This is a genomic window from Paenibacillus sp. S-12 (assembly GCF_030363895.1).
Taxonomy (GTDB): Bacteria; Bacillota; Bacilli; order Paenibacillales; family Paenibacillaceae; genus Paenibacillus_B; species Paenibacillus_B alvei.
In genome coordinates this window covers 239,714-256,607 of record NZ_JASIUF010000005.1, presented here as the reverse complement: position 1 = coordinate 256,607, position 16,894 = coordinate 239,714, and the positions used below count along the sequence as shown (strand labels likewise).

Here is a 16,894-nt window from a genome sequence, read left to right as displayed (position 1 = left end):
TTAGAACAACCCATTAAACAAGCCAACAACTGCCCGAATTCCAGCCTGTGACACACGCTGCAGCACGCCTGCCGTCTTGTCAGCCAATTGGTTCACGGTAGCATCCTTCACTGGCGGAACAGGCCAACTATCCGAATTGTTCATCTCATTCACATGCCTATTTGTTTCACTACGTTCCGCTTCCAATTGGTTTTGGCGCTTATCCTCAACTCGAGTTTCTGTTTCGTTCATCGCCGTTCGAGGATTATCCTGCAGTGCAGTCTCCCCGTTCGAATGTCGGCGGTTATCGATTGGCAGATTGTCTCGATATGACCCTGGGGCTGCGTATCTGTCAGTCGAATCCAAGGCGCTTGTTGCGCGGGACGCATTGATCGGCCCATATATGCGCTCAATCCCCGAGGAGGTGATTTCCATACCTATAAATACACCTAGCGTCAGCAGTACGACGACACCGATCAATTGCTTCATAAATCGCGTCATGCAAGCGCCCCCTTCGGTTACCCTTTTGCTCCCGCAGATTTCGATTGAGTCTTGCCCATCACTGTTTTGTCAGCACCTTTCCCCTTGATGATTGGGTTAGGTATTGGCTTGTTTACCGGCTTGGCATCCTTCTTTTTGTGAACAATATCGGCAATGAAATCAGCAAGCACATCAGCAGTCCGGTATAGCTCCTCTAATGTGTTGTCTATGCCCCCAATTTCGATAACGACACTATTCGGAGAAAGCGACTGATTGTACTCTCCATTTCCTTGTAATGCAGTTTTGCCGAATATTCCCCGGGAAATCCCTGGATAGTTCTTCTCCAGCCGTTCATGAATCTCATTTGCAAACTGCTCATTCTTTTTCCAATTCGGATTCAAGTGCCCGATAATAAAATAAACTCTCGCATAGTCCTTTCCCTTTATCGTTACGGTTGAATCCTTGCGTCTATTCGAATCTCGATGTATATCGAAGAAAAATTGCAGTTCCTGATTCGCGCTCATCGCTTGTTTTACCGTCTGCTTCGAATACTTATAAGACATGTTCCAATTGTACCCTTCTACACTTGAAGCATAGTCTTTATTGGAATGAGAGGCCCCGATTCCTCGCTTCTCTAACTGCCCCTGCAATCGCTTGCCAACCAGTGTAATATTCTTCTTTGCATCATTCGGATTGTTACTTTCCTTCTTAAGCAGTGGATTGAAGGATTCTCGGTTATGAGAGTGATAGATGAATACGATCTTGCGCAAATTTGAATTGCCTCCCGATTGCGTTGTTGATTCATCCTTGTCTGGTTTTAAATCCGTAGATGGATCAGTCGACTTGGGAGGTTCCGCACTCCCCTTATCTTTATTTCCGTCTATAACCTCCCCCTGAATGACATCATGCGGCGGCTCTCCTCCATGCTCGGCTTGAGAGCTGCCCTCTTGATCAGTAGGTGTTGGATAATCCTGCGGCCCAATGCCAGTTTGATTACCGATGCTCAGTCTCAATGGGATCGCTGCATCTCTATTAATTCCTGGTACTTCGCCAGCCAGCAGCGTTTTAGGATCTAGCGGATTCACATTCGTCGCAAGTCTGACAAGGAACTGGGCCACTTGATTGCGAGTAAGTGTTGCTTCCCCTTCCCCTTTCGGGAGATTTGGCATTTCCATAGCCATCATATCGACAAAGAAGCGTGTCGATAACTGTGCTGCAACTCCCTTCATCGAAGATAACGGAGAAGAGTTCAGCTTATTCTCCAACATTCCTCCAAGGCCTAATACGATAAAAAACATAGCCGTTCCGATAGACAACAATGCAAACGTCCGTCCCATAACGAGCGCCTGCAGCCATTTACGCTTCCACTTTCCTACATTAAATGTCCGAAACATGCGCAGTCCTCCTTCTTCCGCCTTCCTCTCTCAGCTCAAGCAAAGGATCATTCATCTAAGAGAGTACTTTTACTAGAATCTATGAGGACAATCTATGAAATAGAACAAACATATTAAGTATCAATTATTCTAATTAGATACATGTTCTATTCAAGCTAGCTGCTGACAGCGCCACTATACCTTCATACACAACTGCGAACTATTTCGATATCTCAAACCTTCCCCTTATCTTTTTTTTGTACTGTACTTCATTTTAATTGCAGAAAGTGATAATGCGTACGATTTACCCTCGGGACTTCTCACCCATATTTTTTATAAAAGTTCCAACCAAAGCCTGCCCCCATTTGCATACTTACGATGGATATCTAATAATATGCTTTTATTCCTTCATACATCATTCCGTCTACAAAGTAAGAGATTGAATCTCCTAAAAAAACGTAAGGAAATCTTCTTTGCATAAACAATAAATAATCGAATGCAATAGATAAAGAATTATATGTGCTTCCTAAAATTATTTTCCTGGATATCTATTTCTAATAAAAATCAGGACTTGAACAATAAAGATACGATAAAGAACTTCCATTTAATAATCATGACCCTTTATTCCCTCTAACCTCTGCTAGCATCATGTGCATGCATATAAAAGATGCAGAAAAACTTTCTTTAAAAACTCTTAAACATAAGATACGGCATATGGGCTCTGAGGAATATATAGAACGTGCCGTCTATATGCATCAACTCCTCAACAATGACGAACATAACCATTATATTAATACTTTGAACCAGTCTGATAATTACGATATCGAGTTGCAACGAATAAAATCATGTAAACAACCCTGTTCTACAACCAAGGACTATGCAACACTAATGAAAGGGATTCATCAAGATAACGGATTGCTCCCTTCTCATGTAAGCGAGATGATGAGAAACATCTTGAACCGTACATTCTGTTTTGCATTACCGTATTCTTACTTAAAAAATAAAAGGTTACCTTTCTCTAAAGGAACTTGGATTAGTTTATGAATTCGGAAATTTGGAGGATGCCACGAATTTTATCCAAATGAAACTTTCAAACAAAGCACAAATCATCCAGTATAGCAAAAACTCATCTTTCTTGAATCAAATCTTGCCTCAAGCAGCTCATATAACCCCTCTAGAAGAGCAGATAAAAGCAGCAGCAGCGCAGCTTTTCGATTCTACGCCTCAAATATTGTACATGCTAAAATAAACATATGGGGTATTCAGGAATGGAGGTAACTGTAATGGCTCCCCACACATTGAATCATGCCGGCTTTTGGGTTAGGTTTTATGCATTTATCTTAGATCTGATTTTCACATTTTCATTACTCTATATTATTTTCGATGTTTTTTTAACGAGCAATAACAAAAGTTTTTTAGTTACAGTCGCAAAAGTATGCTTTCCAGGATTTTAGTTTTTATCTTGACGTATCTATTTGAGCAAACACTTGGTAAAATGATAATGGGAATCAAAGTCATACCTGTCACGAACAAAAAAATATCCTGGGATGAAGCCCTGCTAAGGGAAATAATCGGGAAATTTTTATCTATGAGCTTTATTATTCGCAGGAATGATATTAATTGCTCTAGATCCAACAAACAATCTTTACATGACAAGTTGGGAAATATGTATGTAGTATGGGATAAAAATGATTGACAAATCATAATTTTAGAGGTGTTACATGAATAAAAGTTTGGTTTTGCTCATTCAATTTGTGGCGCTTTCCTGCGGTTTTGCTTTTCCCTTCATTCATGTTGTCCTCAGAATTGTTATGCTCTTAGGTGTTTACTTTGCCGACGCAGTGGTCGGCGAAAAAATAGAAAACAGCAATCGAAAAGTATTGTTGATGTGGATTATAGGGCTTATTATCGGCTATGTTGCTAAAGGATTGTTAGGCGGGGGCATATAGTAGTCCCGCCTGCATCCCCCTGCTTATAGAGTTGTTTATTTTCCCCGTCCCCCTACCTGTTCTTTAAGCAAGGAACATAGAGACAACTCCTACCCGAATCCCGCTAGCTTTAATACCAAAGATCTTCCGTTTGAACATCTTGAAGGGCAGCCAAAAACGTTTTATCGTTATCGACATAGAGTTCAGAGTCAAGATAATACAACTTTTTATCATCCAGACACTTTTTAATATATTCCTCGCTCACAATGCTTTTGTCCTTCACGTTAGCTGCGAAAGCTTGGAGCTTGGGAAGCGCCGTTTTAGGATATTCGAGCCAGGAATGATGAAATCCAACCGGTTCCTCCAAACAGTAAATATCTTGATACAATCCTTCGGCAATCCCCTTCTTCCTCAGGTAATCCGCCGAAAAAGGCATGCTTCTGAAAAAGCGGCCGGTCATCGCAAAGACGCGATAGCTCCAATGCGGAGCGCCATGATTCGATCGGCAGAATAAATTAAGGAAAAAGACGGAATAGTGCATCTTAACGGTAATAACTTGACGCCTCTTCACTTCAGTAACGATCCGATCTGCCATGCGACTGTCGATAATCTCGTCGAAGTCGGCCAAAATAATCACATCTTCATCCTCTACCCGCTCTCGCAAAATGTCAGAGCATTTACTTCTTTGATAGGCTTCGTTATGAAACGCACTATTATAGCTAAGCAAACGCCAATACCACCGGTCAAAATTAGCGGATTGACAGGTTTCGGGATTGAAATACAATTGGTGTCGCTTCGGTTGGCGAAACACGTTGTCGGCATGGAGCGGATGATAAATTACCTTCGAACCGATATAAGACGGATTGAAATTTTGAGGTTTGACCGCATAACTGAATGTTTTGTTCGCCTCGATTACATGGAGCTCATCAATCCAGCGGGCATCTTCGTTTACTTTGATTTCCGCCACACGGTTTTCGTTAAAAAAAGGGCAAAATTCATAGATTTTCATGATCGAAATCTCAATCTCCTCTCGCTGTAGTCGTTCGTGTCTACAATTGCATGCAATCGCGCAGATGATAGGAAAAAAGATGTGCCAGTCGGTCAATGGTCTGTTCGTTGTAATGTAGTGAGCTATAATAACAGGTCAGGCATAATTTGTCCTTCTTTATGCAAGCCGTCATATTTAGCCAGTAGGCAGAAGGGTTATTCGACGCATTCGTGTTTCCAAAAGGAATGGATAATGGTTCATAGAGATTATCGGCTTGCCAGGCCGTTTCCTCGGATTGGTAGTGAAACAACATGTGGCTTCCATCAATAAGCGGTCCCACTCCGTTATGCAAATCTGGCAGAACATATCGCATAGCAAAATAATCCATGCCTTCACGTGGAATATCGCTTAACGTCTGCTTGACCTGCTTCAGATCCAATTCAATATCCCCTCTAAGCTCTTGGTTCTGGAGGCGGATCCGCACAGGATATGCCCCGGCAAAAAAGCCGATCGTCCGGAAAATCGAGATGTTGGGTAAAAAGGACTCCCGCTGATAAGACATCAAATGCAGCAGCAAATCCGATTGTCCTTTTAAGTCAAAACAAGCCCGGGACAATGCCGTCAATAAGACGCAAAGCGGGGTCGTTTTCCAATGCCCGGCTATCGCTTTTAATCTGCTTACCCGCTCCGATCCTTCAAGTAAATCATACGCTTTGGTCGCCATTTGACGATGAACTGGCCTTTCCTCCGTTTCCTTGTCGACTTGCAACGATTTCCCACCCGTGGTCACGTTACTCCAATACTCCGTCGCCGCAAGTGGTAAGCCGTTGGCCACGTATTGCGTCAATGCCTGACACCAATCCCGGTAACTGCTTCCATGTTCCTGGCTCGCCTCTTCTTCAACAACGACGTCTAATAGAAGGAGATTCCTTAAATCATCCAAGAAGATGTTCATTGACATTCCGTCAAAAATCAAATGATGGAACAAAAGCAGCAAAACTTGGCGGCTACCGTCATAGTGATCAAACAATACCACTTTCCACAAAGGCCCATTTTCAATGTCAAAGCCATACTGAAGGTTCGAGCTGTAATCTGAGATGAAGATGTCGTGCACTTCGGGAGTCTCTCGCAAATCTACATAAGTAAAAATCTGATCCGTTTCGATTCCCTGCTCGTATTGATACCATTCTCCGTTATCCAGTTTGGCAAAAGTCAATCGTAATGCCGCATGCCGATCGGCTAGGGTTCGTATCGCTCGACTTACCGCCTGCTTCGAAGTTTGTCGCTTGAGCAAGGCCAAGTAAGGAACATTGAACATATTGCGGTTTTGCAAATCTCTTTTGATAAACCTCCTTTGTACCGCCGACAGCGGGAACCCGTTGTCGGGATACTCCACCCACAATGAGTTTTGCGCTTGCTCTTGAACCTCGATTGCCGCCGTATCCGGAATCATTCCGTTCAGAAATTGAGCTAAACGTTCGATCGTTTGTTCTCTAAATATTTGGTTGACCGTAACGGGATAACCGCTCTTTTGCAGAATACTGGCTATGCGCAGCGCATGGAGGGAATGTCCTCCCAATGCATGAAAATCTTCATTCTTGCCGATATGATCGAGCTTAAGAACGGAACGCCAGATCAGTTCCAGCTTGTGTTCCATTTCGGTGTTGCAGTAGGAATTGCCTGCATTTGCAACTCGTCGAACTTCCGGCAACGGAAGCCTCTTTCGGTCGATCTTCCCATTAAGTGTCAACGGAAACGAATCTAGTCGCGCGAACCTGTAAGGAAGCATATACGAAGGAAGAACCTCAGCCATAAAGGCTCGCAGATGTTCTTCCTGCTCCTCCGTTTCTGAGGTATAATAAGCAATCAACCGCCGTTCCCCTTGAATTTCTCGGACGACCACCAGACATTCTTTCACACGGGAATGAGAGCTAAGGCGATGCTGGATTTCTCCGAGTTCAATTCGATTGCCGTGTAGTTTTATCTGCTCATCGATCCGTCCTATATATTCGATATTCCCGTCCGCAAGCCATCTTGCGCGATCCCCTGTCCGATAAAGAACCATGTTTCTTTCTCTCTTGCGATCTTCGGCGGAAGCATACGGATTAGTGAAGAATGCATTTCGCGTCAATTGATCGTTCTTCCAATACCCCCTCGATACACCATCCCCTCCGACGTAGATCTCTCCGATCGCCCCAACAGGCTGAACACGACCTCGTTTATCCAGAATATAACAGGTGGAATTGCTGATCGGTTTGCCGATGGGAATATCTCGTTCAAAGTGTCGCTCGATCGTATAGCTCGTAGAGAACGTGGTGTTCTCCGTCGGGCCGTACATGTTCAGAATCGTAATAGCTGGACAAGCTTGACGAATGCGATTAATGGCCTTTGGCGATAATATTTCTCCACCAACCAGCAGCCATGATAATCCGCTAAACATCGATATGCTTTCTTCAATCCATTGATTGCATAACGCGCTGGTAAGCCATAAGGTGTTTATGCTCCACGATTCCATTCGCGTCTCTACTAGTCGAATATTCAAAAGGTCGTCTTTTGAAACAACGTGCAGACGTCCCCCGTTCAGCAGCGTTCCCCAGATTTCGAACGTAGAAGCGTCAAATACGGGTGAACCCGTATACAATAAATTCATATCTGGGGAAAACGGGAAATAATCGACGTTTTTGACTAGACGAACGATGCTCCGGTGATCGATCATTACGCCTTTCGGTTTCCCCGTCGAACCAGAGGTATACATGAGATAAGCAAGGTCGGAAGCTGCCGAAGCTACGGCTTCCTTCTCTGGATAACGGACTGTCGGAATCGCATCGCAATCGTCGAGGTAAATCAGATGTAGCCGGGTTCCTCGGCTGATTTCCAGGATATTAGCAGCATCGCTCCGCGAAGTGATTATCGTTTCCAGTTCTGCATCTTGGATAATATCGTTCATCCTTTCCCTTGGGGAATCAGGATCAATTGGGACGTACGCGCATCCCGCCTTCAAAACCCCTAGTATGGAAACGATAAATTCAAGAGAACGTGGGAAGCATACGCCGATAAGCTTTCCGCGCGTCGGCTTTTGTTCTTCGAGCAAGCTCGCAACATACCAAGACAATCGGTCTAAGCTGCCGTAAGATAGGATGCTGTCATGGGTAATCACTGCCGGTTGGGAATGTCTAATCATAACCTGCTCGCTGAACAGTTCGGGAACAGAGCTCTCGTTTGGATACTCTGTAAAAGTACGGTTCCAATCGTATACGATTCGTACATATTCCTCTTCGGACAGTAAATTTACATCGCCAATCAAACGATCCGGATATTGCACAGCAATATCCATGACGTTTCGCAGATTTCCCGCCAAACGACGAATCGCGTCCTCATCAAGCCTTTCAACATCATACATGAACTTGACTTCGATTTGCTCTCCCACGTTTGCGATCGTGATTGTTAGCGGGTAATTTGTTTTCTCTCTTTCCTCGATCGCCGACATTATCAAGCCGTTTGCAGGCTGACGATAATCATTCAAATAATTTTCAAATGCCACGATGCTATGGAACAGCGCATTACCTTGAATCGGGCTCCATTCCTGCAGCTCGTTTATACCAACGCAACAGTAATCGTTCAGCTTCAGAATGGTTCGATGAAGCTCTTGTACATAATCGGCAATCGTTTGATCCGTATTCCAGCGCATGACCAAAGGGAGCGTATTAATAAGCAGCCCTGTGATTCGATCCGCTTTCGCCAGATCCGATCCTCTGCCGGACACAACCATGCCGAATACGGTGGTATCCGCATCATGATACACTTGAAGTACTTTGCCCCAAGCGAATTGCACCAAAGTGTTTAGTGAAATTTTCATCGTTTTCACAAAATTCGCCACTCGTCCTGTAAAGGTTGAATCCAAATGAAGTATTTCGATTTGCTGTCTACGGATTGCCCGATGAGCTTCGAATCGCGGACCGCTTATGTCCATAGGAAGCAAGGTAGGTTCAGTAACTTCCTCCAAATACGCTTTCCAAAATGACTCGGATTCCGTCCTTTCCTTCTCTATAAGCCATCGGATATAACCTTCAAAAGAAAGCAAAGAGTTGCGCTGCGGCTTCATGAATTCAAGCCTGCAAGAATAAATTTCATGAATCCGATTAAGCAACAGCGGAAGACTCCATCCATCCAAAAGTATGTGATGATAACTCCAAACAACCGTCCATTCCTCTGATGACCTCTGAATTAACATAAGGCGATGGGAAGGCCGACTCAAATCGAAGCGGCGAGCTCGATCCAGCGTAATCTGTCGTTCGACGAACTCTTTCTGTTGAACAGGGGATTGCGAGTCAATCTCAAGCAATGTCCAATCCATTTCCATTTTTTGAACCACACATTGTACCGGCTTGTCTATCGACTCCCAAACAAAACATGTCCGCAAACAATCATTTTCGGTAATGATGCGTTGCCATGCCTCCTTGTAGTAGGTGGTATTTAGCCTTCCTTCATAATTCCAAACCATTTGTACATGGTATTGATCAGATGCAGGGTTCTCTAAATAATGAAAAAGAAGGCCCTCCTGCAATGGACTAAGCGGCAAGATCTTTTCCAAACCGCATTGTGGATGGTATGTGTTTGCAATATTGTCAAGAGCATGTTGCTGTAGGGAAACCATCGGAAAATCGCTTGGCGTAAACTCCCCCCATTCCTTATAAACGCAATGATCAATAATAGAAAGCAATCGCGATGTGAATATTTCCATGACTTGAACGATTGTCGATTCCTCGTAATGACGCTTGCTATATTTCATGAACAGATGAAGTTCCCCATGAACAATGGAACAGTTTAGCTCCAGCAGGCTTGTTCCGCGATTTCGCGGCGAACTATAATCTTGTGCCGTATCCTGCGTGAAGTACAGCCACTCACTCTCCTCCTCTGACTCGGCATGGCCAAACTGGCCCAAATAGTTGAACAGCGCTTGAGGTTCGGGATCCGTCAGCGACGCTCGAATGGCCTGATCTGGGTGGCAATATCGTAAAATTCCATAGGAAATTCCATGATGAGGGATGCTCCGCAATTGTTCCTTAACAGACTTAATCGTTTCGCCTAAAGCATCGTCAGGCGCCACGTGGATGCATACAGGAAACAAAGAGGTAAACCATCCGATCGTTCTGGTCAAATCCATGTCTGATACACATTGTTCGCGTCCATGGCCCTCCAATTGGAAAGAAACCATATCTTGTCCGGACCATGCAGACAATGTCAATGACCAGGCGGCAAGCAACAAATCGTTAATTTGCGTACGATAAGCATGGGCGCATTGTTTCAGTAGTCGCTCCGTATCAATGAACGACAGCGTTGAGAGAAGCACCCCGGATTCAACATTGATTAAGCTATCTTTGCAATGATCCACAGGCAACGAAAATCCGGCGGATCGTTTCTTTACTTCGATCCAATGGCTCACGTGGTCGACGGTTCCCTTATTTGCTGCATAATCCATCAACATAGCCTGCCATTTGTTAAATGAAGCCGGAACCGGGGGAAGTTCCCCTCCTCTGTACAAATGATAAAGTTCATCAAGCAAAATTCTCCAGGAGACGCCATCAATAACAAGATGATGAATTGTTATAAAGAGACGTATTTTTCCGTCGGGATGCCCCTCGATAACACCTACCCGCATCATCACTCCCGTTTCATAGTTCAGTTGCCCATGCCACTTCGCACAGATCACCGATATTTCATGTTCTGAACGTTCTGCTTGCTGAATCGTATAAGTGGAAATTTTCACGTCAGCATCCTTGCGATAACGCTGCTTATACACATCGCCATTTTGTTCGACTGCCAACGTAAGCTCTGGGTGCAAATGAACTAACTTATTTATAGCTGACGTAAGTTGGTTACAATCGCAATGGTTAAGCAAAACCATTTGAGACTGGTTGAAATAATGCGGTTCTTCAAACTGCTGCTCGAAAAACCAACATTGGATCGGACTCAGTCCGAAATCCTCATCAAGCGTGTCATCGCTAACGCTTTTATTTTTTTCTTTCGCATTTGCCCACAAGGCAACTGTTGACAAATCTTTCACCGTCGGATGATCCGCAACTTTCCTAGGTGTTATGATAATCCCTTCATCTCGGGCCATGGATACAGTCTGAATGGCAAGGATTGAGTCTCCTCCTACGGAATAAAAATGATCATTGACGCCAACATTGTCCCGCTTCAGCAAATAGCGCCATATTCGAAGCAGTTTCGCTTCCATTTCGTCTTCGCTTTCGTCAACTGACGCCTCAATTGAATCGTTCCAAACCGTGCTCGGATGCGGGAGAGAAGCGCGATCCACTTTACCGTTTGCATTCAACGGAAACGCTTTCAATCTATAGAAATAAAAAGGAACCATATAAGATGGTAGCTTAGACGCCAAATGCTGCATCAAACTAGCGTCTTCTATCGCCATGTCGGAGGTAAAGTACGCAGCTAGTTTTGGAGAATGCTCATCCTGCCATGCTTGAACGATGCAATGGCCGATGCCGGGATACTGGCAGAGCTGATGTTCAATCTCCCCTAGTTCTATGCGAAAACCTCTAATCTTCACCTGATTATCGCAACGGCCTAGAAATACCAAATCCCCCTTTGGAGTCCATTTCACGATATCCCCTGTTCGGTACAACCTTTCCGTATGAAGAGGAAATTCGCCACCTATCAAAATCTCCTTGTTTACAAAACTTTTTTTAGTCAATTCCTCACGGTTCAAGTACCCTCTTGCAAGTCCGATTCCACCTACCCACAGTTCTCCCGGAACTCCTATCGGGACAGGGTTCCCAAACGGGTTCAGCACATAGAGCCGCTTATTATAAACAGGCTTGCCGATCGTTATCTCCCTTCCCGGACTGCATGGGGCAGCGGAACACATAACTGTCACTTCTGTCGGACCATACGCGTTCAGGAACAGGCGTCGTCTCCCCCAAGCCTTTACAAGGTCGGGTGTACAGACCTCCCCGCCCGACACGATCGTACGCAAAACGGGCAACTCCCTCTCCCCCATCGTTCGCAAGACGGAAGGCGGAAGCATCGCAACGTGAATATTTTTTTCCTCGAGAACATCTGAAACGTCAGCATAGGGAGGCAGATCATCTTCAGATAGAACAACAAGCGTTCCTCCTACTGTAAGCGTACCAATCCATTCATACACGGAAGCATCAAAACTGATGGAAGCAAATTGCATGACTCTTGTTTGGGGCGAAATGCCGAATTTGTCGACCAGGTAAGGGATCAGCGCCACAAGTCCAGCGTGTTCAATGAGCACACCCTTCGGTTTTCCGGTAGAGCCGGAAGTGTAAATAACGTAAGCGAGATCGCTCGGCTTGACCCGTATGTTTAGATTATCGGAATGACTGTAAGGAGACGTAAAACCATCCTCGACACAAATAAGCAACTGCTCATCGATGCCGAGTTGTGCGATTATCGGTTTGAGTTTTTCAATCGACTTGTTATTTGTCATGATGAAGTTTATTTGAGCATCTTTCAAAATAAATCGGATCCGTTCTTCGGGATATTGCGGATCGATCGGAAGGTAAGCTCCTCCCGTTTTCATGACTCCCAGCATGGCCGGTATCACATCCGCGCTTCTATCCATAACGATAGCGACCAAAGTCCCTAACGGAAGAGGTGCGTTGTGTTTTTTTCGGTATACGTCAAGAATGAAACTGCCAATTCGATTAGCCCGGCAATTCAATTCGCAATAGGTAAGCTTCTGTTTGCCGAATTCCAATGCGACCGCTTCGGGCGTCTCGGAAGTCTGTTCTTCTACCAATTGAAATACGGTACTATGGGATGAATAGTCCCTATCCGTATCGTTCCATCGGACGAACTGCTTCCATTCCTTTAGGGTCAGTATGGGGTGAAAGAGAACCGGTTTCTTCGGAGCATTCAACGCGTTTGACAATAATGCTTGAAAATGCCCGCCCAGCCTATTAATCTGCGCTTTGCCATATCTCCTGCCATCGTATCGTATCATGCATTCCAATTCATCGCGGGTATAGCGATAACAGAAAGTGATGCCCTGCTGTTCCACTCTCGAATGAACCTTTATATTTATGTACGGCTGCAAGTACCCTCCATTCGATTCTATAATACCGACGGTAATAGAATCCTGCAGCTCCGTATGTGTCCATTTCCCGCTTACCTTCCGAGCTGTCTCTCGTTCCTCGCTCCGTGTTCTGCCGAAACATTCGTCCAACTGAAGCTTTACCTTGTTCACCAGACAGAAAAGGTTATCCTCTTTTTGAATAGATATATCTAGCGGATGGGCATTGCAACATGTATCTTCGTCGTCTTGTGAACTTGTCGAAAACAAAACGGAAATTTCATATTGTTCAGCGTAAGACGATAACAGTACGGACCATATCGAAAGCAGAAAAGAAGACATGCACAGTTGGTGTCCGTGAACAAATTCAGTTGCTGACCTGACCGTTTTCTTTCTAAAACGAATGTTATGGATCATTTCCTTATCAAATGAATCAAATCTGTTTTCCCTTAAAGCATCAATTAGGCTCCTGACTTGTATATTGGCAGGTACCATTCGTTATTTATTCCCCTCTCGTTGTTTTTTAGAACATGCGTAAGGTTGGTCTACAAGAATCATCGCTCAGGAACTAGGGCGACATCATTCAAGTGTAGCGCATGAGTTGAAGCGCAACCAAATGTCCAATATGTATAAAGCTGATAGAGCACGACTGGCCTATGTGAACGCCGTAGTTGCACCTCTTCCTTCCATAAGCAGACTATGAATAGAATCGAGTCTATCAGCGAGAGACTCAAGGCAACTTGGTCACCTGATCAAATTTGCTTGCCATGAGAAGCTTGAAGACACACATGGCATTCAAGTTTTAAGGAAATGCCTAGGCTGGAAAATCGCTTTCGAATCATTTATGAATGAACTGCCGCACCTCACTTGACAATCCGTCTTTTCTACAAACTATGTATTAAGAACATGGAAGCATTGGTCATTGGTACAGGCGGGCAATAAAATGATCGGTATTAGAAACCATGCAAATGGGAGCGGATGCTTAAATCATCGTGCAGCGATTCGTGGATAATTGAAAATATCTAAAAATATGTATTTGGAGTTTAGCCTTTTAAAGATACCATAATGCATAAAATAATTCAAAAAACTTAAAATCCTCCTTTCTTCCCCGTTATTTTCAATAGATCGTTACATCGAAATAATAAAAAAACTGAACAGTGACCCTTACACGGACACTAAAAAACACACTACGCTGTCAGAAGATGATTCCTATATTCATTAGGAGTCATCTTCTTTAATGTCCACTGATATCGTTCGGTATTGTGAAAGTAAATGCAGTGAAGGATATTTTCGTCTCCGATAAGTGCTTAACATTTGGATTTGCTTCTGAGTGTCCATCTCTCGGGTCACAGTTCTATCATCGATAACCCAAGTGAACATTTATGCGGAAATCCTATTTTACTTTAAGAGATTAGATGGATAGCCTCATTTGGAAATGAAAGCATAATGGTCGTCCCCCGCCCCAGTTCACTTTCGGCTAGCACCGTTCCTCCATGAGCTTCTGCCAATTGTTTTGCAATCGCCATTCCAAGTCCCGATCCACAAGAAGACTCATCTGTAGACGTACCGCGGTAGTAACGATTAAATAAATTTCCTAGTGTCTGTTTATCCATTCCTTTCCCATTATCCTCGAATACGAGTACAATTCGGCTACCTTCCATTTGTAGTTTTATGCACAATGTCGTATCCTTCGAATTATGCAAAAATGCATTCACGCACACATTAGCTACCATGCGCCGAAAATAACGCGGATCCATCGAAAATAATACTTCTTGATGGGGATATAAATATTTGATACGTCCTGCGGAATATTCGGGCGGCATGATATGCACCAGTTCCTTTTGCAGCCAGTCTCTCAAATCCATGACTTCTAATTGCAACGGAAGACTGTTGCTCTGCAGTCTATATGTTAAATTCAATTCTTGAATAAGTTCGTCCATCACCTCCGCTTTTTGCCTCATAATATCCGCGTATTCGGCAACTTCCTGTTCACTCCAGTTGTACTGCGGCGCGTTCAAAAGATGCGCATAGCCAATGATAGACGCAAGCGGTGTCTTCATATCATGTGATACCCCCGCGAGCCATTCTTCACGAAGCACTTCATGCTTCCTTCGCTCCTCATCCGCCTCTTCCAGTCGAATTGCCATACGCCGCAAGCTGTCAATGACATCGCCATAGATGCGGTAGTTCCGCTTCATCTTTCCATTCTGCCGCTGTGATAACGGCATGCCCTTGAAATTAGAAGGTTCTTCATACTTGCCAAGCTCAATTCGCCTCATCCACAGCATAAGATGCTGAAGCGGCCTTGCCAGCCGCGCGCTCTGCCACCATGCCATGCCGATAAAAACAACGATCATAAACATAATAACAGCCGCAGCAGCAATCCAAATCAATTGCATTGGGCTATCTACAATGAATCCAGCAACGTCAATCGATGAGCCAAATGTAGGAGGCCGATGCATCAGCCACGTTTCTTTCGTATCTGGCATGTAACGATAAGTAAGAATCCATCCATAACGTTCAGGGTAAACGCTTCGAAGACCGATGTCTGAAACTTCATACCGAGACGGCTCTTCTACAGGCTTCTGCCATGATTTGAGTTCACGCCCATCGGCATCTATTAGCTGTACCCATGCCTGTTGGTCGCTTAGTAATTGATCGGCCTCCTTGAAGGATTGCTCAGTCCCCTTCTCTCTAGCCGCCAACCAACGATCCAGCAGTTGATCCTGGGCAGAATCAATACCAAACAATACCGTAAGCGTTGCATGCCCAATCTCTGTGACATATAAAGATAAATGATAAGGAAATGGAGAATTCTTTTCTACATAGGCCATTATTTCTCCTGAAGCATAATGAGTCGGCACATTTGAAGGAGCCGCATATGACTTGATGACATCTCCCTTCTCATTTACAATTTGCATCCATCCCCCGACCATATCCACTTTCCTCAGTATTTCTTCATCCAGAGATATTTTCCCATCTTCATCGACCGAAATCGACCTAGAAACCAATTCCCAGCCATGCCTCATGAAGTTGCGATTTAATTCCAATTCGGTTACGCGATCAGTTATCCAAATAAACGCAAACAGTACCGCAGTTAACAATATTGCCCCAATAAAGACCCACTGCCAACCGTAATGCCATGCCAGCCTCTTTCCCGTCTTCATTGTTGATCTCCTCGTTCACAAAGATGCCCTCCTTGTTCCAGTTCTTCCTTTTCGGGCGGAACAAGCTTATATCCGAGTCCACGGACAGTGATCAACAGGCGCGGGTTGCTCGGTTGCATCTCGATGCGCTCTCGTATTCGATGAACATGCACCATAACGGTATTATCATCGCTCAGGGAATCATGGCCCCATACCCGCTCATACAATTCCGATTTCGAAAAAATCCGGTTCGGGTGCTTGCAAAAGAACAGCAGCAATTGAAATACCATCGCGGGACAATCGACGACTTTGCCCTTGACGCGAAGCTCACCGGCAGCCGCATCCAATTGAACATCACCATATCGATATACGTGATCTTCAGGCAATGCAGGCACAACTTTCTCTGTCTCCCCTTTTTTGGACATATAACGCCGCAATAAAGCCTTGGTTCGTGCCGCCAGCTCCAATGGATTGAACGGCTTTGCTACATAATCGTCCCCTCCGAGCGCAAACCCGGTCAACTTATCCAAATCCGTCGTCCTGGAGGTCACAAATATAATCGGGGCGTCACACTTCTGGCGGATAAACGGGGCGATTTCAAACCCGCTTTTCCCTGGGAGCATAACATCTAATATAATCAGGTCAACCGCTTCCTTCTCTATATGGCAGATGGCCTCTTCCCCCGTCGTGATACAAGTTATGTACTCCATACCTTCTTTATGTAACACGGCTCGAACCATTTTGCTAAGCGCACTCTCATCCTCAACGATGAGAATGCGCGCCTCATGCAAATCCATGTTATTCATCTCCATTCGCAGCGTAAATTATCTTCCGATCAATGCGTTCATTTTATCACATCCATTTGTCCCCCTTATCTCCACTTTCTTAACGGAACCTTAACTGTCCGTCCAAATGAAGTGGAAAATACTGAATAATTA

8 protein-coding genes and 2 pseudogenes are annotated in these 16,894 nt (G+C 44.5%); 3 read left to right on the top strand and 7 right to left on the bottom strand.

Features of this window, described 5'->3' with window-relative positions:
* Together NO352_RS03945 and NO352_RS03940 are read right to left on the bottom strand one after the other, a co-directional pair.
* On the bottom strand, window positions 1-480 hold the full coding sequence (locus NO352_RS03945) for a DUF3679 domain-containing protein (RefSeq protein WP_268622859.1): 480 nt from the start codon (window positions 478-480) through the stop codon (window positions 1-3).
* Between the two features lie 17 nt (window positions 481-497).
* Window positions 498-1,853 carry a stage II sporulation protein P gene (locus tag NO352_RS03940; protein ID WP_289354951.1) on the bottom strand — a complete coding sequence of 452 codons (1,356 nt, stop codon included), beginning with the start codon at window positions 1,851-1,853 and terminating at the stop codon, window positions 498-500.
* 1,414 nt (window positions 1,854-3,267) lie between these two features.
* On the opposite strand from NO352_RS03940, the gene NO352_RS25025 reads away from it, so the two are divergent.
* Window positions 3,268-3,528 (top strand): RDD family protein, encoded by a 261-nt coding sequence (locus NO352_RS25025; RefSeq protein WP_353961219.1) that lies wholly within the window; start codon window positions 3,268-3,270, stop codon window positions 3,526-3,528.
* Window positions 3,529-3,553: 25 nt separating this feature from the next.
* Window positions 3,554-3,781 (top strand): hypothetical protein, encoded by a 228-nt coding sequence (locus tag NO352_RS03935; RefSeq protein WP_171415107.1) that lies wholly within the window; start codon window positions 3,554-3,556, stop codon window positions 3,779-3,781.
* 109 nt (window positions 3,782-3,890) lie between these two features.
* On the opposite strand, the gene NO352_RS03930 is transcribed toward NO352_RS03935, so the two are convergent.
* A complete protein-coding gene (locus tag NO352_RS03930; RefSeq protein ID WP_289354950.1) occupies window positions 3,891-4,769 on the bottom strand; it encodes a hypothetical protein in 879 nt (292 codons plus the stop codon).
* 40 nt (window positions 4,770-4,809) lie between these two features.
* Window positions 4,810-12,984, bottom strand: a complete 8,175-nt coding sequence (locus NO352_RS03925; RefSeq protein ID WP_289354949.1) for a non-ribosomal peptide synthetase — start codon at window positions 12,982-12,984, stop codon at window positions 4,810-4,812.
* Window positions 12,985-13,360: 376 nt separating this feature from the next.
* Here NO352_RS03925 and NO352_RS25020 point away from each other — a divergent pair.
* A pseudogene (locus tag NO352_RS25020) lies at window positions 13,361-13,513 on the top strand (IS30 family transposase); the annotation flags it as partial.
* Between the two features lie 484 nt (window positions 13,514-13,997).
* Here the strand turns inward: NO352_RS25020 and NO352_RS03920 are convergent.
* The 3 genes and pseudogenes from NO352_RS03920 to NO352_RS03910 form a co-directional block, all read right to left on the bottom strand.
* A pseudogene (locus tag NO352_RS03920) lies at window positions 13,998-14,102 on the bottom strand (IS3 family transposase); the annotation flags it as partial.
* Window positions 14,103-14,213: 111 nt separating this feature from the next.
* On the bottom strand, window positions 14,214-15,977 hold the full coding sequence (locus tag NO352_RS03915) for a HAMP domain-containing sensor histidine kinase (protein WP_289354948.1): 1,764 nt from the start codon (window positions 15,975-15,977) through the stop codon (window positions 14,214-14,216).
* Window positions 15,974-16,753: a response regulator transcription factor gene (locus NO352_RS03910; RefSeq protein ID WP_289354947.1), complete on the bottom strand. Its 780-nt coding sequence runs from the start codon at window positions 16,751-16,753 to the stop codon at window positions 15,974-15,976. The genes NO352_RS03915 and NO352_RS03910 overlap by 4 nt, the downstream gene beginning before the upstream one ends.
* Between the last annotated feature and the right edge of the window lie 141 nt (window positions 16,754-16,894).